Source organism: Aliiroseovarius sp. ABM4_368 (assembly GCF_056161205.1).
The window spans coordinates 705,343-722,810 of sequence record NZ_JBSWYR010000001.1; the positions used below are offsets into that span (position 1 = coordinate 705,343).

Below are 17,468 nucleotides of genomic sequence, written 5' to 3' on the forward strand. Positions count from 1 at the left end.
ACATGAACGATATGACGAAACTCGAAAGGGCTGTTGAGATGAATGAAATGAAAATCTCGGCCAAGAATGTGCAGGTCTATTACGCAGACACGCACGCGATCAAAGACGTCTCGGTCGAGATCGAAGACAAGACTGTCACTGCCTTTATCGGCCCGTCGGGCTGTGGCAAGTCGACCTTCCTGCGGTGCCTGAACCGGATGAACGACACGATTGATATTTGCCGCGTGGAAGGTGACATCCTGCTGGACGGCGAAGACATCTATGACAAGCGCGTCGACCCGGTGCAGCTTCGTGCCAAGGTGGGGATGGTGTTCCAGAAACCCAACCCGTTCCCCAAGTCTATCTATGACAATATCGCTTACGGCCCGCGCATTCACGGTCTGGCCAAGAACAAGGCTGAACTGGACGAGATCGTCGAGAAATCCCTGCGTCGCGGCGCCATCTGGGACGAAGTGAAAGATCGCCTGCACGCTCCGGGCACCGGTCTGTCCGGTGGTCAGCAGCAGCGCCTGTGCATCGCGCGCGCCGTGGCGACCGAACCGGAAGTCCTGTTGATGGACGAACCCTGTTCTGCGCTTGATCCAATTGCGACGGCTCAGGTTGAAGAACTGATCGACGAACTGCGTCAAAGCTATTCGGTGGTTATTGTAACGCACTCGATGCAGCAGGCCGCGCGTGTCAGCCAGAAAACGGCCTTTTTCCACCTTGGAAATCTGGTTGAGTATGACGACACGACCAAGATCTTCACCAATCCCGAAGATCCGCGCACAGAAAGCTATATCACTGGCCGTATCGGCTAAGCCCCTATAAGGGCAGGAGAAAAGACATGATTGACCAACATATTGCATCCGCTTTCGACCGCGATCTGGAAGAAATTCAGGCCCACCTGATGAAGATGGGCGGCATGGTCGAGGACTCGATCCGTGAAGGCGCGAAATCGCTGAAGCGCCGGGACGAGGAGCTGGCCGATGAAGTGCGTCGCGCCGACAAGAAAATCGACGCTCTGGACCTGCAAATTCAGGAAGAATGCGCCCGCGTGATTGCGCTGCGCCAACCTGCTGCCTCGGACCTGCGTACGATTTTGACGGTGATGAAAGTGGCCGCCAACCTTGAACGGATTGGCGACTATGCCAAGAACATGGCCAAGCGGACCACTGTTTTGGTGCATATGCAGCCGATTGATGGCGCCTCGGGCGCGATCAAGCGGATGGCCAGCGAAGTACGCCAGATGCTGACCGACGCATTGGATGCCTATATCCGCCGCGACGAAGAACTGGCCCAAGACGTGCGTCACCGCGATCTGGAAGTGGATCAGATGTACAACGCGCTGTTCCGCGAGTTCCTGACCTTTATGATGGAAGATCCGCGCAACATCACGTCCTGCATGCACCTGCATTTCATCGCCAAGAATATCGAGCGTATGGGGGATCATGTGACCTCGATCGCGGATCAGGTGATCTATCTGGTCAGTGGTGAACTGCCGGAAGAGGCACGCCCGAAAGGCACCTCGGCCAACTATGAAATGCCCAAGGAGGGCGCTGATGAGGCCGAGGCATGAGTACAGACAAACCATGCGTTTTGCTGGTGGAAGACGAACCAGCACAGCGCGAAATCCTGCGCTATAACCTGACCTCCGAAGGATACGATGTCACCTTGGCCGAGAACGGGGATGACGCGCTGATCTTGGTGGACGAAGTTATGCCGGATCTGATCTTGCTGGATTGGATGCTGCCCGGCGTCTCGGGGATCGAGATCTGCCGTCAGGTAAAAAGCCGTAAGGAAACCCGCGCCATTCCAGTGATCATGCTGTCCGCACGGTCCGAGGAAGTGGACCGTGTACGTGGGCTGGAAACCGGCGCCGATGACTATGTGGTGAAACCCTATTCCGTGGGCGAGTTGATGGCACGGATCCGCACCCAACTGCGCCGGACCCGTCCGGTGTCTGTGGGGCAAAAGCTGGAATATACTGACATCATTCTGGATGGTGAAAGCCACCGCGTCACCCGATCGGGCGAGCCCGTGAAACTGGGTCCGACCGAGTTTCGTCTGCTGTCGACCCTCATGGAAAAGCCCGGCCGGGTTTGGAGCCGCGAGCAGCTTTTGGATCGTGTCTGGGGACGTGATGTCTATGTGGATACGCGCACAGTGGACGTCCATGTGGGGCGGTTGCGCAAAGCGCTTTGCCGCAACGGTGGAGACGATCCGCTGCGCACTGTACGCGGTACCGGGTATGCCCTGGGGTGATGTGAACATCGTCCTCTAAGGTATCGATAAGATATATAATCGCCCAGCGTCACCGTTGGGCGTTTTCCTTTTGAGGCCCCACCAGAACCTTGTGAACACAGGCCATACAAGGTGGCAAACCAGCCTTTGATTTGGGGCAATTCTGGGGGAGTGCGCATCTTTCCAGAGAAGGAAAGTGGCGGAGAGACAGGGATTCGAACCCTGGGTGGGCTTGCACCCACAACGGTTTTCGAGACCGCCCCGTTCGACCACTCCGGCACCTCTCCGCGGGGGTCTGTGAAGGGGGGGATAATTCGACCACGCCGCATGTGCAACCACTTTTTTTGCCTATTTTGGAAATGCTGGAAAAAACGTGAACGGCAATTGCTTGGCAAGGTCGATACCCGGCGCTAGTCTGATGTCGAAAACCTAGGTGGGAAACATATATAATACTATGATTGTAAACAAAATTATAAGTTTCACAGCGGCTGTTCTTGTGACCGCAACCAGTGCATTTGCCAGCGACCAAGATCAAATTCGGACCTTTCTGAAGATCACTGGCTTCGATGTGGCGATTGAATCGATCCAGTTGGGCGCGATGGCAGGGCCGGGCATGACCGGCGAAGACCCTGATGTCTTTGGCCGTCAATGGCAGGATCTGGCGCGCGAGGTGTTCGCGCCCAAGGACATGGTGGATGATGCCGTTGAAATGCTTTCCGCCGTGTTGCCGCAGGACGTTCTGGATCACGGCATGTCGTTTTACGAAAGCCCCCTTGGACAACGTCTGGTCGAGGTGGAGAACGAAAGCCACATGACTGATGACGACGTGAAATACACCGAAGGCGCTGCAATCGCGTCCGAATTGATGGAAACTGGCGACTTGAGGGTGCAGCTTTACAAGGCGATGGGGGATGCGATCGGTTCGACCGATGTAGCGATCCGATCGCTGATTGAAATACAGGTGCGATATCTGATGGCCGCGATGGCGGCAGGTGCCAGCGACCTTGAGCTTGACGAGGATGACCTGCGCGGCATTCTGTTAAGCCAATCAGATTTGATGCGGGACAGCATTGAGGAAAACAGTTTGATTGCAAACGCTTATGCCTATCGCACCATGGACGAGGCGGATCTGATCGACTATCTGGCTGCGCTTCAGAACCCCAAGATGGGGCAGGTCTATGAGATCCTGAACGCCGTGCAGTTCGAGATCATGGCGAACCGCTATGAAACCATGGCCAGCCGTCTGGACGAGCTGTCGCCGGAGACCGAACTGTGACTCGCGGCGCTAGATCTCTTCGCCTGCTGGGCGCAGTGCTGGCGGTGTCCTTGTCCAGCCAGGCAAGCTTTGCTGAAGGAACAGGCCAGATTCAGGGGCAGGTACTGCGTCTTGTTGCAAATCAATCCCAGTCTGCCGAACCGCAAAGCGTTGAAGAGCTTTGGCAGCTTCTTGGTCTGTCTGACATGGTTTCGATCCTGCATGATGAAGGGGTTTCGATGGCCTTGGCCTCGGATATGGACCTTCTGGGGTACGAGGGCGGGCCGCGTTGGGAAAGCGCGGTTCAGGCTATTTATGACCAAGGCGTGTTGCAGGACGAATTGCAGGCGCAGTTCAAATTACATCTCGCGCAGGACCATCTGTCAGCGTTGTGTGATTTCTACAAAACGGCTGACATGCAGGATATTATTCTGCACGAGATTGCCGCCCGCCGCGCTTTTCTGGACATAGATGCCGAGCAGACCGCGCGGGATCGCTGGCTTCAAGGTGAAACGTCCGATCAATTGGATGATACGATCCGCGAATACGTAGACAAAAACGATTTGATCGAACTGAATGTGATGGGGGCGCTGAACTCGAACTTCGTGTTCCTGACGGCATTGAATCAGAACCTGCCCGAGGCGGTAGGCCAGATGACCGAGCAAGACATTCTATCCCATGTCTGGTCGCAGGAAATTGATATCCGCACCGATACGACCGAATGGATGTACGCCTATCTTCACACGGCCTATGAAGAGATCGACCTCGATGCGCTGGACCGATATGTCGCGTTTTCCGCGACGGATGCGGGGCAGGCGTTGAATCACGCGCTGTTTGCAGCGTTTGACGTCATATATTTACGGCTGTCAGACGATCTGGGCCGCGCGGTGGGGACGTTTTCGCTTGAGCAAGAGCTTTAACGCTCAGCTTTTTCCGATCTCGAGCTTTTTCAATCCGTCCAGAAGTTCTGACAAATGTTCGGCATAGGGTTCCCATTTGCCGACCGAGCTTTTGTACAGCGGTTGGCGTACCTGCGCGATGGATAGCGTTTTTACGTCGCGCTTGGTCTTGTGGAAGTCCAGACAGGCGTCCTCCCATTCCAGTTCACAGAACTCTAGCAGCTTGCGGATTTCGGTCTCGGGATCGTCGACTAGATCTTCGTAAGAGATTTCGTAAATCCGATCTGGGGCAAGGGCGCGCCACTGGTCCAGATATTCATTGTACAGGCGATAGGTCTGAACCAAGGCCTCCTGAGAATAGCTGTAGCGGTGCAACCCGGGCACAAAGCGGTTCTTCAAGATTGACCACAGATTGTCCCGTGGATCGCGGCGCAGGGCGACGATTTTGGACTTGGGCATAGCAAGCCAGACCAAGGGCGCAATCTGATAAGTCGAGATCGTTTTGTCGGTAATCCGATCCGCGCCGGGTACGCGGGTGTCGATGGCATCTTGATAGGCGCGGCCAAGGTCTTCAAACTGGGTGTCGGTCATGTCGCCCACTTGGCCACCCGCTTTGGCCACCTTGGCGACCTCGGCAAAGCCCATCGGATGGAAAATGCCCAGTTCGTCCCCGCCGGTGACGGTCGAGTGGCTTGCTAGGATTTGCTCAACTAAAGTGGTGCCAGACCGTGGCAATCCGGTAATGAAAATCGTGTTGTTCTGATCATAACCACAGCTGCCGATCCGTGCCGGATCGAACCCTTCTAGGAAGGCGGTGAACCGATCGAAATCGCCTTGTTCCTTGGCCGCGTCATGTGGGTAAAGGCGGGCCATAACTTCGTTCGCGCGTGACAGATAGGTCCAGACCGCATCCGCGTCCTTCTGGTCCTCCATCACCTTCACAAGCCCATAGCCCAAGTCAATTCGGGCGTCATCTGGCAGGTCTGAACGGTCCCACAGCGCTTTCATCTCGGCGATCAGCGGATCCTCGGGATCGAGTTTGCGCCCCTGAGCGACCATACGATAGACGGCCCCCGAGCGGACACCGCGGGCAATTGCGTCGCGCAGGACCTTTTCGGCGGCCTCGAATTCGCCGCGTTGTTGCAGAAGGTTTGCGGCGATGGTGACCACCCGCAAGTGGTTGGGATCTGCTCCCAGCGCGGCGTCGATGGCCTGTTGCGAGGCATCCAGATTACCCCGAAGTTTCTCGGCGACAGCCCGCAGGGCCAGCATTTCGCCGGTTGGCGCTGTTTGCGCGGCCAGCGCGTCCAAATCTTCCAGCGTCCCGGTCGCATCTTCCAGCGTCAGGCGTGCTTGGGCCCGTGTAAACAGCCCTGCCGGGTTATTGGGGGCCACTTTCAGCAGCGCATCAAGGGCCTTGATGGCATCACTTGGGGCGTTGATATCAGCATAAAGCTTGCCCAGATTGCCCAACACAATGGGGTTGTCTGGGATGATCTGGCGGGCGTGCTCCAGAACCTTTCGGGCTTCCGTGCGGCGCTTGTGTTGCAGCAGAAATTGTCCGTATTGCGCCAGCGCCTCGCCATAGTCGGGATCGGCGGAGATTGCTGTCCGAAACGCCGCATCGGCCGCGTCCGTTTGCCCCAAAGCCGCCAACGCCACACCGTGGATCATCGAAACGACTTCGTTCGGGCCGCGTGCCAGCAGTGCACAGGCCTTTGCCTCGACATCTTTGGCGCGACCCGCATTCAGAAGCGCGGTTAAGGCGTCGATTTCGGCTTTCGTGGCGGTGGTACTGACGCGCTTGGTGTTTGCGCTGGTGCCTTTTAGCAAACCAGTCAGCCGCTTACGCTCGGCCGTGGGGATCTTTGCGGATTTCAGCTGTTTCTCGACCGTCGAGCGCGCCGCGCCATCAAGGCTGAGCGCAAGGGTGACATAGGCCCGCCAGACGGCAAGTTCCCCGGGGGCCAGATGCGCTGCCTTCTCAAGCGCATTCATTGCGGCGTCCATGCGCCCCATCTTTTGATGTATCTGCGCCATCTGGAACGGTACCTCGGCCCGCTTGGGGGCCATGGTCTGTAGCTGCTCAAGCACTTTCAGCGCCTCATTCGGCTTGCCCGCCCGCGCTAGATTGCCCGCTTTTTGAAACAGGGCAGGGATCTGATTTGAGTTCAAAGGCAGCATGGAGGATCCGTTTAAGCTGGAACAACGTTAGGCTCTTCGCTATTATGTCCCACCAAGACCTGCAAGAGCCAGCCGAAGGGCATGAAAATATGCGCCCAAGCGCGGCTTAAATGTCTTGACTTTAACCCCAATCCACCCGATAAGCCGCCATTCCTGCCGGGATTATCCTGTGCGGGGTTTGAAAACTATGTCCAAAACGTAAGTGGCGGGCGCGCAGTTCGAGGCAATGGAAGGGATGGGCCCTTCGACAAACGCCGGAGCATTCCGGGGCCATAGGACGCGGATTATGAAGGAAGATCAAATGTTTGCGGTTATGAAAACCGGCGGCAAGCAGTATAAGGTCCAAGCTGGCGACGTTCTGCGCGTTGAAAAGCTGGCGGCCGATGCTGGCGAGACAGTCCAGTTCAACGAGATTCTGATGGTCGGCTCGACTGTTGGTTCGCCCACCGTAGAAGGTGCTGGCGTCCAGGCAGAAGTCATCGACCAGATCAAAGGCGAAAAAGTCATTCACTTCGTGAAGCGTCGCCGTAAGCACAGCTCGAAGCGCACCAAGGGTCACCGTCAGCAACTGACGCTGCTCCGCGTGACCGACATCCTTGAAAAGGGTGCCGACAAGTCGGGCGTGAAATCTGCCATCGGTGCAGGTTCGGTTTCGGGTGCTGCTGTTGCAGCCGCTGCGAAGCCTGCCAAGAAGGCTCCGGCCAAGAAAGCAGCACCGGCGAAAGCCGCCAAAGCAAAAGCAGAAGCACCCGCTGGTGCTGACGATCTGAAAAAGCTGTCGGGCGTTGGCCCCGCGCTTGAGAAGAAACTGCTGGAAAATGGCGTTACCACCTTTGCTCAGATCGCCGCATGGGGCGAAGCCGAGATTGCCGAGTTCGACGAGAAACTGTCGTTCAAAGGCCGTATCGAGCGTGAAGGCTGGGTAGAGCAGGCCAAAGAATTGGCCAAAGGCTAACAAGAGCTAAGGAGAGATAGCATGGCACATAAAAAAGCAGGCGGTTCATCCCGTAACGGCCGCGACTCAGCCGGTCGTCGCCTTGGTGTAAAGAAATACGGTGGTCAGGTTGTGATCCCGGGCAACATCATCGTGCGTCAGCGCGGTACCAAGATGTGGCCGGGTGACAATGTCGGCATGGGCAAAGATCACACCATCTTTGCAACCAGCGAAGGCACCGTCAAATTCCACAAAGGCCTGAAAGGCCGCACCTTTATTTCGGTTCTCCCGGTGGCGGAGGCCGCTGAATAAGCCGAACCTCACAAGGTAGTGAATTTAAAGGGGCCGGCTTTGAATAGCCGGCCCCTTTTCTTTTTGTTTGGAGTACTTACCTGCCTGTTCATCCAACGTTCACACGAACGCCCTAATGCTGCCTGAAACACAGGCTAAATATTGGACTTCGGAGCGGAGCACGCGGTGCATTCAGCGCTTTTTCAGAGGAGGGAAAGCCATGAAGCATGTTGATATTAGAACACAGCCGATCATTCAGGCGGAGCGTTTTGTGCTGCGTCCTGTGCGGCAATCCGATCTTGGGGCATTGGAATTGTCTGTATCGGACAAACGTGTGGCCGAGGCCACGCGCTCGATCCCGCATCCGTTGCCACCCGGCCTGACCAAGGCGTTTATCGAACGTGCCATGGCCGATGATCGCAACGAAGATGTCTGGGTCATGGACAGCCTGCGCGAAGATCAGGACGAGGTTCTGGGCGTGATTACGTTGAACAAGCTAGATCGCGGGCAAAGCCAGCTTGGCTATTGGGTCGCTCCGGGCTTTTGGAATGCTGGGTTCGCGTCCGAAGCTGTTTGCGCGTTGATTAATGAAAATCCGCAAGGCAACTGCACCATTTTTGCCGAGGTCTTTCAGGACAACCCGGCCTCGGCCCGTGTTCTGACCCACGCTGGGTTCGAATATATCGGTGACGCAGAAAGCCATTCGGTTGCGCGCGGCGCCAATGTGCCCACATGGACTTACATCAGGAAGATGGTGTAACGTCTTGCCATGGAACAGAATATCCAGATTGAAACGGAGCGGTTTACGCTTCGCCCTTTGACGTCTGAGGACGCAGGTCAGGTCGTCGCGCTGCTTGATGATTTCGAAGTCGCGCGCTGGCTGACCGTCGTTCCACATCCCTATACACGCGCCGATTTCAACGGAGTTCTGAACTATCTTGCCAGCTCCAATCCGCTGGGTGGCTTGGCCATAGACGAGGACGGTCAGGTGCTGGGCGTGGTCGGTTTGGACCCGACGCTTGGATACTGGTTGGGACGTAAACACCATGGCCGCGGTGTGATGCGCGAAGCTGCATCGGCGCTTATCTCCCATGTTTTTGCCTCAACCGATAAAGACCAGATCGGCTCGGGATACTTTCCTGGCAACGACGCATCGCGTTCTGTGCTGACCGGGCTTGGTTTTCGCGACACCGGCAAGACAGAACCCGCACACTGCGTTTCGCGCGATTGCGACGAAGTGCTGATCAAGCTTAGCTTGTCCCGTGCGGACTGGGAGGCGCGCCGATGAAAACCCGTCTTTTCACAGAGCGTTTGGAGCTTCGGCGCACGCAACCCACAGATTTCGAGGCGATGCACGAGATGGTCTCGGAATACGAGGTGGCGAAGATGACAGGCACCTGGCCGTTTCCAGCAGACCCAGACGTGACCAAGTCGCGCTGTGTGCCGTCTGACCCGGAATTGGGTATGACGGGCGTGATCCTGCGCGATGGTGTTCTTGTGGGCTCGATGGGAATAGCCATTCGAGACGGTGAACATCCCGAGCTAGGCTATATGCTGGCCCGCGCGCATTGGGGGCAGGGATATGCCTCGGAAATGGCGCGCGCGCTTATCGATCATTGCTGGACGCGCTATGACTGGTCGCTGATCCGTGCCGGGGCGTTCATGGACAATCCTGCCTCGGTCCGAGTTTTGGAAAAGCTTGGGTTTACAGAACTTGATACAAGCACCGGCGAAAGCCGCGCCCGTGGAGTGTGTCATCCCCTGCGCAATTTCCAGCTTTTGCGACCACAAAGCTGATCGAATTGCCCTGGCCGTTGGCTCCACCCTTGAGCCTTGGCCCATTTCCCTCTATCGCCTGTGACATAACAGAAAGGCGCGCGTCATGAAGTTTCTCGATTTAGCAAAGGTCTATATCCGGTCCGGTTCGGGCGGATCTGGCTGCGTGTCTTTTCGGCGCGAGAAATACATTGAATATGGCGGGCCAGATGGGGGCGACGGCGGGCGTGGCGGCGACGTCGTGGTCGAGGTGGTCGAAGGCCTGAACACCCTGATCGATTTCCGCTATCAACAGCACTTTTTCGCGGGCAATGGCATCCCGGGCATGGGCAAACAGCGTACCGGTGCGGATGGCGATGATATCGTGCTGCGCGTTCCTGTAGGCACCGAAATTCTGGATGAGGACGAGGAAACCGTCATCGCCGACATGACCGAAGTCGGTCAACGTGTGGTGATCGCCAAGGGTGGCAATGGTGGTTTCGGAAACCTGCATTTCACCAGCGCGACCAACCGTGCGCCGCGGCGTGCCAACCCTGGTCTTGCAGGTGTTGAGCGCACCATCTGGCTGCGCCTGAAGCTGATCGCGGATGTGGGTCTTTTGGGGCTGCCCAACGCGGGCAAATCGACGTTCTTGGCGGCAACCTCGAACGCGCGGCCGAAGATTGCGGATTATCCCTTTACCACGCTGCACCCCAATCTGGGTGTCGTTGGTGTGGATGGGGCTGAATTCGTGGTGGCCGATATTCCCGGCCTGATCGAAGGCGCATCCGAGGGCCGGGGGCTGGGCGATCTGTTCCTTGGTCACGTCGAACGCTGCGCCGTGTTGCTTCATCTGGTGGATGGTACTGCCGAAGATGTGGTTGCCGACTGGCAGACCATCATCACCGAGATCGAGGCCTATGGTGACATACTGGGCGACAAGCCGCGCGTCACCGTGTTGAATAAGATCGACGCCTTGGATGACGAAGAACGGGCCGAGAAACTGGCCGCCCTTGAAAAGGCCGTTGGTGGTCCGATTATGCTGATGTCCGGTGTGGCTCAGCAGGGTACGACGGATGTTCTGCGTGCGCTGCGCAAGGAAATTTCGGAAGATCGCATTCGGCAAAAGCCGGAAGAGGAAGAAGAGACGTGGCAGCCCTGAGCACGGCAAAACGTGTCGTTGTCAAAATCGGCTCGGCACTGTTGGTGGATGCCAAAACCGGAGCGCTGAAGGCGGACTGGCTGGGATCGCTGTGCGCGGATGTGGCAGCGTTGAAGGCGCGCGGTGCGGATGTTGTTCTGGTGTCCTCGGGCTCGATTGCTTTGGGCAGGGGGGTGCTTGGCTTGCCGATGGGTGCATTGTCGCTTGAGCAATCACAGGCTGCCGCGGCCGTTGGGCAAATCCGTCTGGCCCGCGCTTATGAAGAAGCCTTGGCACCGCTGGGAGCAACCACCGCGCAAATTCTTGTAACCCTGGAAGACAGCGCAGATCGTCGCCGTTATCTGAACTCGCGCGCGACGATGGAAACGCTTCTGTCGTTAGGTGTGGTGCCGATTGTGAATGAAAACGACACCGTGGCGACCGACGAAATCCGCTTTGGCGACAATGACCGCTTGGCGGCCCAAGTGGCCGTGACCATCGGAGCGGACCATCTGGTGCTGCTCTCGGATGTTGACGGGTTCTATTCCGGCAATCCCAAGGACGACCCGACCGCCACGCGCTTTGACGTGATCGACCAGATTACACCCGAGATCGAGGCGATGGCGGGCGATGCCGGCACCGGCCTGTCGAAAGGCGGGATGAAGACCAAGGTCATGGCTGCGAAGACTGCAACCGGGGCAGGGTGTGACATGACGATCACCGAAGGGTCACGGATGAACCCGCTGACTTCGTTGATCGAAGGCGCGGCAGCGACGCTGTTTACCGCGCAGACCACGCCGAAAGCAGCACGCAAGCACTGGATTGCATCGATGAAACCGCAGGGTGTGTTGGTGCTGGATGAGGGCGCTGTGGCGGCGCTCCGGTCTGGAAAGTCGCTGTTGTCGGCGGGTGTAACGGATGTGGTTGGAGCGTTTCTGCGCGGCGATCCCGTTGACATTCAGGGCGCAGATGGCACCCATCTGGGCGCAGGTCTGGCTGGCTATACGGCGGACGAGGCGCGTGCCATCAAGGGCCAGAGGTCTGACCAAATCGAACGCATTTTGGGTCACCCGGGCCGTGCAGCCCTGATCCATCGGGACGATATGTCCCTTTAAAGACAAGAAGATATAGAACCACCTTATTGGAGAAAGCAAGATGAGTGACGACATCAAAACCATGATGACCGACATTGGCACCCGCGCCCGCGCGGCCGCACGTGACCTTGCTTTCGCGCCAGCCGAAGCCAAAGAAAAGGCTTTGATGGCCGCTGCGGATGCCTGCTGGGACCGCCGTGATCAGATCATTGCCGCCAACGTTAAAGATATGGAGTTTGGCCGGGACAAAGGTCTGTCTGATGCCATGATGGACCGTCTGATGTTGGACGAAGATCGCATCAAAGGCATGTGCGACGGACTGCGGGCCGTGGCGGCGCAGGACGATCCTGTGGGCGAGGTGATGGACGAATGGGACCGCCCGACGGGTCTGAACATTCGCCGCGTGCGTACACCGCTTGGTGTGATCGGCGTGATCTATGAAAGCCGCCCCAATGTGACCGCAGATGCGGGCGCGCTGTGCTTGAAAGCCGGGAACGCGGTGATCTTGCGCGGCGGTTCGGAAAGCTTTCATTCTGCTGGGCTGATCCATGAGTGCCTGCAAGACGGGCTTCGTGCCGCCGGCCTGCCCGAGGATGCGATTCAGTTGATCCCGACCCGTGATCGCGCGGCAGTGAGCGAGATGTTAACCATGACCGACCATGTGGACGTGATTGTCCCGCGTGGCGGCAAAGGCCTTGTGGGGCTGGTCCAACGCGAGGCCCGCGTGCCGGTTTTCGCGCATCTGGAAGGCATTGTGCATATCTATATCGATAAGGACGCGGATGCTGAGAAGACCCGCAAAGTCGTGATGAATGCCAAGACCCGCCGGACCGGGATTTGCGGTTCGGCGGAATGCTTGCTGATCCATCGTGATGCACAAGAGTTGGGGCAGGCGGTGATCAATGATCTGATGGCTGCCGGGGTCGAGGTGCGCGTGGGCGAAGGCCTTAACGGAAGTGTTCCCGCGACCGAAGACGACTGGGGCACCGAGTATTTGGACAGCATTATTGCCGCCAAGCTGGTCGATGATGTGGACGGGGCGATTGAGCATATTAACCGCTATTCTTCGTCCCACACAGATGCGATCATGACCGAAAACGACGCGACCGCAGATCATTTCTTCAACCGCCTCGACAGCGCGATTCTGATGCGCAATGCCTCGACCCAGTTTGCCGATGGCGGCGAATTTGGCATGGGCGCCGAGATTGGGATTGCCACCGGTAAAATGCATGCGCGCGGGCCGGTAGGGGCCAAGCAATTGACATCGTTCAAGTATTTGGTGATTGGAGACGGAACCACACGCGCCTAAAACCTGAAAAATCCGCCCTAATCCGGGCGGCTTTCTTCTTAGAAGGACAGGGTGATCGTCTGATCCGTGGTCTGCACGGCGGCAACGCGATTTTGCCGCTGAAGCTCGGGCCGGATCAGTGCGAAATGAACTTGGGCAGGTGGGACATCAAGATTTGGGTTCGCCGCTGACAGCAATCCCCACAGGTCCGGGTCGATGTTCAACCTGTCTCCGCGCGCTGACATCTTCCAATGCCCGTCCTCGCGTGTCACCGACAGCTGACCGCCCCACGGCATCGCGGTTTCAAAACACTGAAGTGCAAGGAAGGCCAGCTTCGCCTCGGCCCGGGGCAGGTCGCCCGCGGGTTGCCAGTCAATCTCGATCTTGCGGCCATCCACGCCGGGCGCGAGCACGGCACGTATTTCACGTTCCGACAGGGATTGGCCATCTGCAGCGGCGCCGAAGGCCACGCGAAAAAAACGGATGCGCAGGTTTGCATTGGTCACGCTTTCCGCAATCAGCGCCATTTCCGGACTGTCGCCCATGCCTGAAAGCTGCAACAGCTCTACCCCATTGCCGATTGCGCCCAAAGGGCTGATAAGGTCATGGCAGATACGGGATCCGATCAATGCGGTCAGGTCGCGGTCTTGTTTGGTCATGTTGAAAGCCTGATAGGGAAGAATGTCATGGGATTGGGATCACTTCTGGAGCCGGGAATGCTGGTGCGCCACCCTGATAAACCCGATTGGGGTTTGGGGCAGGTGCAATCCAATATCGGAGGGCGCGTCACGGTGAATTTCGAACATGCCGGTAAGCAGGTGATCATGATTGAACATGTTGACTTGATGCCTGTATTTACGCCTCCTGAGCGGTAAGGTGCCGCGCGGATGCTGCGTTGTACGTCCGTTGTCTGAGCCATATTAGCTGAACAAGGTTAGCAAATGGTTAATCCCACATGATTGCGCCCAAATTTGAACTGAGATTGGCCCAGAGTGACGCAGATCTGATCGCAGCACAACGACTGCGTTATGATGTTTTCGTGCGCGAGCTGGGTGGGGATGGGCCCTTGGTGGATCATGATAACGGGTTAGAGCGAGACGCATTCGACCCGTTTTATGACCATCTGATCCTGTTTGATCACGCGCGCGCGGGATCGCCAGCGGTCGGGGTGTATCGGCTGTTGCGTGGCGACAAGTTGGATACGCCTGCCGGGCCTGATCACTTCTATTCCGAAGCTGAGTATGACCTAAGTGTTTTGAAAGCTTCGGAGCGTAAGTTGTTGGAATTGGGCCGATCTTGCCTTCATCCCGATTATCGCGGTGGCGCTGCGATGATGCATCTGTGGGGCGGTCTGGCGACCTATGTCGAGGAACACGGCATCGAAGTTCTGTTCGGTGTGGCCTCGTTTCACGGGACCGATATTAACGCGCTGAAGGCTCCTTTGTCGCTGCTGCATCACCGGCACCTCGCCCCCGAAGTGATCCGCGTGCGCGCGCAACCTGACACGTTTCAATCAATGGACCTTATGCGCGAGGCCGACATCGACCGTCCCGCCGCGATGCGCGCGGTGCCCGCACTGATCAAAGCCTATCTGCGCCTTGGTGGATTTGTGGGCGAGGGCGCCTACATAGATCATGACTTCAACACCACAGACGTCTGTCTGATCATCGATATGAGCTTGGTGAATGAAAGATCGCGCGCCATCTATGCGGGGGGCAAGTCATGAGCGGAACCTGGCAAAGCAACCAAGAACCAGAGGCGTTTCACCCCTCGGGGTTGGATTATCTGCGCGTCATCCGTCGGGGTCTGCCGCTTGGCCTGTTGGTTTTCGGTGGGCTGCTTTTGCTTCTGCTGCTCCGCTTGATTGAGCGGCCGATTTTCGGGATGCAGCGCCCAATCACGCCGCATATCACCCAGTTTGTCTGCCGCAACGCGTTTCGGATCCTTGGCATTCGATTCTCTACAAACGGCGTCCCGATGCACCAGAAAGGTGCAGTGGTGGCCAATCACGCGGGCTGGCTGGACATCTTTTCTCTGAACGCGCGCAAGCGGGTATATTTCGTATCGAAATCCGAAGTCGCGGGCTGGCCCGGCATTGGCTTGCTGGCACGTGCGACAGGGACGGTGTTCATCAATCGCGACCGGAAAGAAGCGCAAAACCAGATCGAGGTTTTTCGCACCCGTTTGATGGCCGGGCATAAGCTGCTCTTCTTTCCCGAAGGCACATCCTCGGACAGTCAGAGGGTTTTGCCATTTAAATCAACCCTTTTCGCGGCGTTCTTCGCGCCAGAGCTGCGCGATTTCATGTGGGTTCAGCCCGTCACCTTGCGCTATTTCGCCCCCGAAACACGCGATCCACGCTTTTATGGCTGGTGGGGCGACATGGATTTCGCACCACATCTGTTGCAAACCTTGGCGACCAAGCGGCAAGGGCAGGTGGAGCTGGTTTATCACGACCCGGTTAAGGTCTCGGACTTCAAGGGTCGCAAAGAATTGGCCGCCTATTGCGAAGCGGCCGTGCGCGAAGGTCTGGGCGAGCTGAACGTCGAACGTTAACCGTTCATCGCCGACAGCAGGCGGTGCAACGTGGCGGAAGGGTCCTCGGTGCGCCAAATCTCTTCCCCTATGGCGAAGAAATCAGTGACGGGGGTCAGGGCGCGGATCGTGTCTTCGTCCAATGCGCCCTCGGCGACCACGGGCACTTCGATCATCTGGCTCCACCACGCGAAAAGTTCTTGTTCCGCGCGGGTGCCATCGCCAAGGGGGGTCGATCCTGCGGGGCCAAAACTGACATAGTCCGCACCAACTTCGCCTGCATTCATCCCGTCATGGCGCGATGCCGAACAATATGCGCCGACAATCGAATCCGCGCCCAGATCGTCACGGGTTTTACGTACACGGCGCGCGCCATCACCCAGATGCACTCCGTCCAGTCCCAGACGTTCGACCAGCACCGCATGTTCGGCGATCACGATCGGCACGTCACGGGCATGGGCAACCTCGCGGCAGGCGTCAGCAGCGCGCATGATGCGGTCTTCGTCCGTGGTTGCCAGCGACAGGCGCAGGCAGGCGGTTTCGAACGCGTCCAGCACCTTCGCCAGTTCCGTGGGAAAGCGCGACAGTTCGATCTCGGGCGGGGTCACAAGATAAAGCTGTGGGCGGTCCTGGTCAGTGTCGGCCATCTGCGCGATCCTTTTTAGTCGTTCTGTGGGGCTTCATAGCCGGGTTTGCCGCTATTGCAAGCACAGGCGTCACTTTGCGGGCAGGCTGGACACGAAATCGACTGCTAGATGCAACAATTCGGCGCGGGTGTCATCATCTGCCATTGCCTCTTCACCTGCGTCAATGAACCCACCCATCGGCCGCCCGGTGAAATCCATCTTACGCGCACCTGGCAGGGCAAGTGCTTGGGCTTCAAGCTCTTTTCCGACGCGGTACATCGCGCCATCTTTGTGAACTCCGCACAGCATGTTGCCGTTCAGCATGAAGGCGATGCCGCCAAACATCCTCTTTTCCGCCAGACCGGGCTGGTCGCCCAGATCATCTTTCAGGATTTCATAAAGACCGCTGTCATAAGCCATGAAAAGCTCCTGCTTGCCGAATGATCCCGCTCAGCGTATCACGCGCCCGAGCAAATGAAAGAGACCGCCGTGATGGATACCCCCGAAACCCAGCTGGGACCTCAGCCCGAAATCGTACTGGTTCGCCCGCAGATGGGAGAAAATATCGGTGCAGCGGCACGCGCGATGCTGAATTTCGGGTTAGAGCGTATGCGGATCATTGCCCCACGTGATGGCTGGCCGAACCAAACAGCTGTGGCGATGGCGTCTGGTGCGGGGCGGGTTCTGGATGCGGCAGGGGTCTACGACACGCTCGCCGAGGGGATTGGCGATTGCGATTATGTCTATGCGACCACCGCCCGGTCGCGGGATCTGGCAAAACCAGTGCTCAGCCCCGAACGTGCCATGGAAGAGGCGCGTGAAATGCGCCTTCAGGGCAAAAAGGTTGCGGTGCTGTTTGGGCCGGAACGTACTGGCTTGGAAAATGACGAGGTTGCACGAGCGAACGCCCTGATCTCGGTCCCTGTAAACCCGGAATTTGCGTCGCTGAACCTTGCGCAATGCGTGCTTCTGACGGCCTATGAGTATCGCCGCCAGACCCATGACACCGCCCATCACGTGATGGAATGGGCCAGCAGCGAACCCGCCAGCGCGATCGAGATCGAGAAGCTGGCCGAGCACTATGAAAAGCGTCTGGACGAGGCCGGGTATTTCTTCCCCGAGACCAAGGCCGAAGTGATGAAGATCACCCAGCGCAACATGTGGAGCCGTCTGAACCTAAGCCGTCTGGATGTGCAGATGTTCCACGGCATCCTGCGCCAGCTGTTGCGCAATAAGGGCTAAG

Annotated in this window: 21 protein-coding genes and 1 tRNA gene; 17 read left to right on the forward strand and 5 right to left on the reverse strand. The window is 57.7% G+C overall.

Going from position 1 to position 17,468, the window contains the following annotated elements; all coding sequences use genetic code 11:
* The first annotated feature begins 2 nt into the window (after positions 1-2).
* Genes pstB through phoB form a run of 3 tightly spaced genes read left to right on the forward strand, consistent with a single transcriptional unit; the run spans position 3 to position 2,244 of the window.
* Entirely contained in the window at positions 3-800 is a 798-nt protein-coding gene (pstB, locus tag ACXAH3_RS03510; RefSeq protein WP_474860683.1) for a phosphate ABC transporter ATP-binding protein PstB, read from the forward strand.
* A 26-nt stretch (positions 801-826) separates the two neighbouring features.
* Positions 827-1,558, forward strand: a complete 732-nt coding sequence (phoU, locus tag ACXAH3_RS03515) for a phosphate signaling complex protein PhoU (protein WP_474860684.1) — start codon at positions 827-829, stop codon at positions 1,556-1,558.
* Positions 1,555-2,244: a phosphate regulon transcriptional regulator PhoB gene (gene phoB / locus ACXAH3_RS03520; RefSeq protein WP_474860685.1), complete on the forward strand. Its 690-nt coding sequence runs from the start codon at positions 1,555-1,557 to the stop codon at positions 2,242-2,244. The genes phoU and phoB overlap by 4 nt, the downstream gene beginning before the upstream one ends.
* Before the next feature lie 176 nt (positions 2,245-2,420).
* On the opposite strand, the gene ACXAH3_RS03525 is transcribed toward phoB, so the two are convergent.
* A tRNA-Ser gene (locus tag ACXAH3_RS03525) sits at positions 2,421-2,510 on the reverse strand.
* Between the two features lie 209 nt (positions 2,511-2,719).
* Between ACXAH3_RS03525 and ACXAH3_RS03530 the strand changes: the two genes are divergently transcribed.
* Positions 2,720-3,499: a DUF2059 domain-containing protein gene (locus ACXAH3_RS03530; RefSeq protein ID WP_474860686.1), complete on the forward strand. Its 780-nt coding sequence runs from the start codon at positions 2,720-2,722 to the stop codon at positions 3,497-3,499.
* Complete coding sequence (locus ACXAH3_RS03535; protein ID WP_474860687.1) at positions 3,496-4,398, forward strand: hypothetical protein; 903 nt, start codon at positions 3,496-3,498, stop codon at positions 4,396-4,398. The genes ACXAH3_RS03530 and ACXAH3_RS03535 overlap by 4 nt, the downstream gene beginning before the upstream one ends.
* Before the next feature lie 3 nt (positions 4,399-4,401).
* Here the strand turns inward: ACXAH3_RS03535 and ACXAH3_RS03540 are convergent, their stop codons facing one another.
* Positions 4,402-6,561, reverse strand: coding sequence for a tetratricopeptide repeat-containing sulfotransferase family protein (locus ACXAH3_RS03540; RefSeq protein ID WP_474860688.1), 2,160 nt, complete (start codon positions 6,559-6,561; stop codon positions 4,402-4,404).
* 301 nt (positions 6,562-6,862) lie between these two features.
* Between ACXAH3_RS03540 and ACXAH3_RS03545 the strand changes: the two genes are divergently transcribed.
* The 8 genes from ACXAH3_RS03545 to ACXAH3_RS03580 all read left to right on the forward strand — a co-directional run bounded on the left by ACXAH3_RS03545 (position 6,863) and on the right by ACXAH3_RS03580 (position 13,085).
* On the forward strand, positions 6,863-7,516 hold the full coding sequence (locus tag ACXAH3_RS03545) for a 50S ribosomal protein L21 (RefSeq protein ID WP_474861145.1): 654 nt from the start codon (positions 6,863-6,865) through the stop codon (positions 7,514-7,516).
* 21 nt (positions 7,517-7,537) lie between these two features.
* Entirely contained in the window at positions 7,538-7,807 is a 270-nt protein-coding gene (rpmA, locus tag ACXAH3_RS03550) for a 50S ribosomal protein L27 (RefSeq protein WP_108856322.1), read from the forward strand.
* Between the two features lie 199 nt (positions 7,808-8,006).
* Complete coding sequence (locus tag ACXAH3_RS03555; protein WP_474860689.1) at positions 8,007-8,546, forward strand: GNAT family N-acetyltransferase; 540 nt, start codon at positions 8,007-8,009, stop codon at positions 8,544-8,546.
* A gap of 9 nt (positions 8,547-8,555) precedes the next feature.
* Positions 8,556-9,074 carry a GNAT family N-acetyltransferase gene (locus ACXAH3_RS03560; protein ID WP_474860690.1) on the forward strand — a complete coding sequence of 173 codons (519 nt, stop codon included), beginning with the start codon at positions 8,556-8,558 and terminating at the stop codon, positions 9,072-9,074.
* The gene (locus ACXAH3_RS03565) at positions 9,071-9,583 is read left to right on the forward strand and encodes a GNAT family N-acetyltransferase (RefSeq protein ID WP_474860691.1); all 513 of its coding nucleotides are present in this window, start codon (positions 9,071-9,073) and stop codon (positions 9,581-9,583) included. The genes ACXAH3_RS03560 and ACXAH3_RS03565 overlap by 4 nt, the downstream gene beginning before the upstream one ends.
* An 85-nt stretch (positions 9,584-9,668) precedes the next feature.
* Positions 9,669-10,703: a GTPase ObgE gene (obgE, locus tag ACXAH3_RS03570; RefSeq protein WP_474860692.1), complete on the forward strand. Its 1,035-nt coding sequence runs from the start codon at positions 9,669-9,671 to the stop codon at positions 10,701-10,703.
* Positions 10,691-11,797, forward strand: coding sequence for a glutamate 5-kinase (proB, locus tag ACXAH3_RS03575; protein WP_474860693.1), 1,107 nt, complete (start codon positions 10,691-10,693; stop codon positions 11,795-11,797). Before obgE ends, proB begins: the two co-directional genes overlap by 13 nt.
* A 40-nt stretch (positions 11,798-11,837) precedes the next feature.
* On the forward strand, positions 11,838-13,085 hold the full coding sequence (locus ACXAH3_RS03580; protein ID WP_474860694.1) for a glutamate-5-semialdehyde dehydrogenase: 1,248 nt from the start codon (positions 11,838-11,840) through the stop codon (positions 13,083-13,085).
* 38 nt (positions 13,086-13,123) lie between these two features.
* Here ACXAH3_RS03580 and ACXAH3_RS03585 read toward each other — a convergent pair whose 3' ends face one another.
* Positions 13,124-13,723 carry a histidine phosphotransferase family protein gene (locus ACXAH3_RS03585; RefSeq protein ID WP_474860695.1) on the reverse strand — a complete coding sequence of 200 codons (600 nt, stop codon included), beginning with the start codon at positions 13,721-13,723 and terminating at the stop codon, positions 13,124-13,126.
* Between the two features lie 27 nt (positions 13,724-13,750).
* Between ACXAH3_RS03585 and ACXAH3_RS03590 the strand changes: the two genes are divergently transcribed.
* The 3 genes from ACXAH3_RS03590 to olsA all read left to right on the forward strand — a co-directional run bounded on the left by ACXAH3_RS03590 (position 13,751) and on the right by olsA (position 15,620).
* Positions 13,751-13,939: a DUF3553 domain-containing protein gene (locus tag ACXAH3_RS03590; protein ID WP_474860696.1), complete on the forward strand. Its 189-nt coding sequence runs from the start codon at positions 13,751-13,753 to the stop codon at positions 13,937-13,939.
* Positions 13,940-14,019: 80 nt separating this feature from the next.
* Positions 14,020-14,790 carry an L-ornithine N(alpha)-acyltransferase gene (gene olsB / locus ACXAH3_RS03595; protein WP_474860697.1) on the forward strand — a complete coding sequence of 257 codons (771 nt, stop codon included), beginning with the start codon at positions 14,020-14,022 and terminating at the stop codon, positions 14,788-14,790.
* Complete coding sequence (gene olsA, locus ACXAH3_RS03600; RefSeq protein ID WP_474860698.1) at positions 14,787-15,620, forward strand: lyso-ornithine lipid O-acyltransferase; 834 nt, start codon at positions 14,787-14,789, stop codon at positions 15,618-15,620. Before olsB ends, olsA begins: the two co-directional genes overlap by 4 nt.
* On the opposite strand, the gene ACXAH3_RS03605 is transcribed toward olsA, so the two are convergent.
* Positions 15,617-16,246, reverse strand: a complete 630-nt coding sequence (locus tag ACXAH3_RS03605) for a thiamine phosphate synthase (RefSeq protein WP_474860699.1) — start codon at positions 16,244-16,246, stop codon at positions 15,617-15,619. The two genes, olsA and ACXAH3_RS03605, sit on opposite strands and share 4 nt — an antisense overlap.
* Before the next feature lie 69 nt (positions 16,247-16,315).
* Positions 16,316-16,645, reverse strand: coding sequence for a TfoX/Sxy family protein (locus ACXAH3_RS03610; RefSeq protein ID WP_474860700.1), 330 nt, complete (start codon positions 16,643-16,645; stop codon positions 16,316-16,318).
* A gap of 72 nt (positions 16,646-16,717) precedes the next feature.
* Here ACXAH3_RS03610 and ACXAH3_RS03615 point away from each other — a divergent pair, with 72 nt between their 5' ends.
* Complete coding sequence (locus tag ACXAH3_RS03615) at positions 16,718-17,467, forward strand: RNA methyltransferase (RefSeq protein ID WP_474861146.1); 750 nt, start codon at positions 16,718-16,720, stop codon at positions 17,465-17,467.
* Position 17,468: the final 1 nt, after the last annotated feature.

Coding starts and splice junctions, on each gene's coding strand:
- ACXAH3_RS03615 (WP_474861146.1), top strand. CDS start 16,718: ATGGATACCCCCGAAACCCAGCTGGGACCTCAGCCCGAAATCGTACTG.
- phoB (WP_474860685.1), top strand. CDS start 1,555: ATGAGTACAGACAAACCATGCGTTTTGCTGGTGGAAGACGAACCAGCA.
- olsA (WP_474860698.1), top strand. CDS start 14,787: ATGAGCGGAACCTGGCAAAGCAACCAAGAACCAGAGGCGTTTCACCCC.
- rpmA (WP_108856322.1), top strand. CDS start 7,538: ATGGCACATAAAAAAGCAGGCGGTTCATCCCGTAACGGCCGCGACTCA.
- ACXAH3_RS03555 (WP_474860689.1), top strand. CDS start 8,007: ATGAAGCATGTTGATATTAGAACACAGCCGATCATTCAGGCGGAGCGT.
- obgE (WP_474860692.1), top strand. CDS start 9,669: ATGAAGTTTCTCGATTTAGCAAAGGTCTATATCCGGTCCGGTTCGGGC.
- ACXAH3_RS03560 (WP_474860690.1), top strand. CDS start 8,556: ATGGAACAGAATATCCAGATTGAAACGGAGCGGTTTACGCTTCGCCCT.
- ACXAH3_RS03590 (WP_474860696.1), top strand. CDS start 13,751: ATGGGATTGGGATCACTTCTGGAGCCGGGAATGCTGGTGCGCCACCCT.
- ACXAH3_RS03610 (WP_474860700.1), bottom strand. CDS start 16,645: ATGGCTTATGACAGCGGTCTTTATGAAATCCTGAAAGATGATCTGGGC.
- olsB (WP_474860697.1), top strand. CDS start 14,020: ATGATTGCGCCCAAATTTGAACTGAGATTGGCCCAGAGTGACGCAGAT.
- ACXAH3_RS03540 (WP_474860688.1), bottom strand. CDS start 6,561: ATGCTGCCTTTGAACTCAAATCAGATCCCTGCCCTGTTTCAAAAAGCG.
- ACXAH3_RS03580 (WP_474860694.1), top strand. CDS start 11,838: ATGAGTGACGACATCAAAACCATGATGACCGACATTGGCACCCGCGCC.
- ACXAH3_RS03545 (WP_474861145.1), top strand. CDS start 6,863: ATGTTTGCGGTTATGAAAACCGGCGGCAAGCAGTATAAGGTCCAAGCT.
- pstB (WP_474860683.1), top strand. CDS start 3: ATGAACGATATGACGAAACTCGAAAGGGCTGTTGAGATGAATGAAATG.
- ACXAH3_RS03605 (WP_474860699.1), bottom strand. CDS start 16,246: ATGGCCGACACTGACCAGGACCGCCCACAGCTTTATCTTGTGACCCCG.
- phoU (WP_474860684.1), top strand. CDS start 827: ATGATTGACCAACATATTGCATCCGCTTTCGACCGCGATCTGGAAGAA.
- ACXAH3_RS03565 (WP_474860691.1), top strand. CDS start 9,071: ATGAAAACCCGTCTTTTCACAGAGCGTTTGGAGCTTCGGCGCACGCAA.
- ACXAH3_RS03585 (WP_474860695.1), bottom strand. CDS start 13,723: ATGACCAAACAAGACCGCGACCTGACCGCATTGATCGGATCCCGTATC.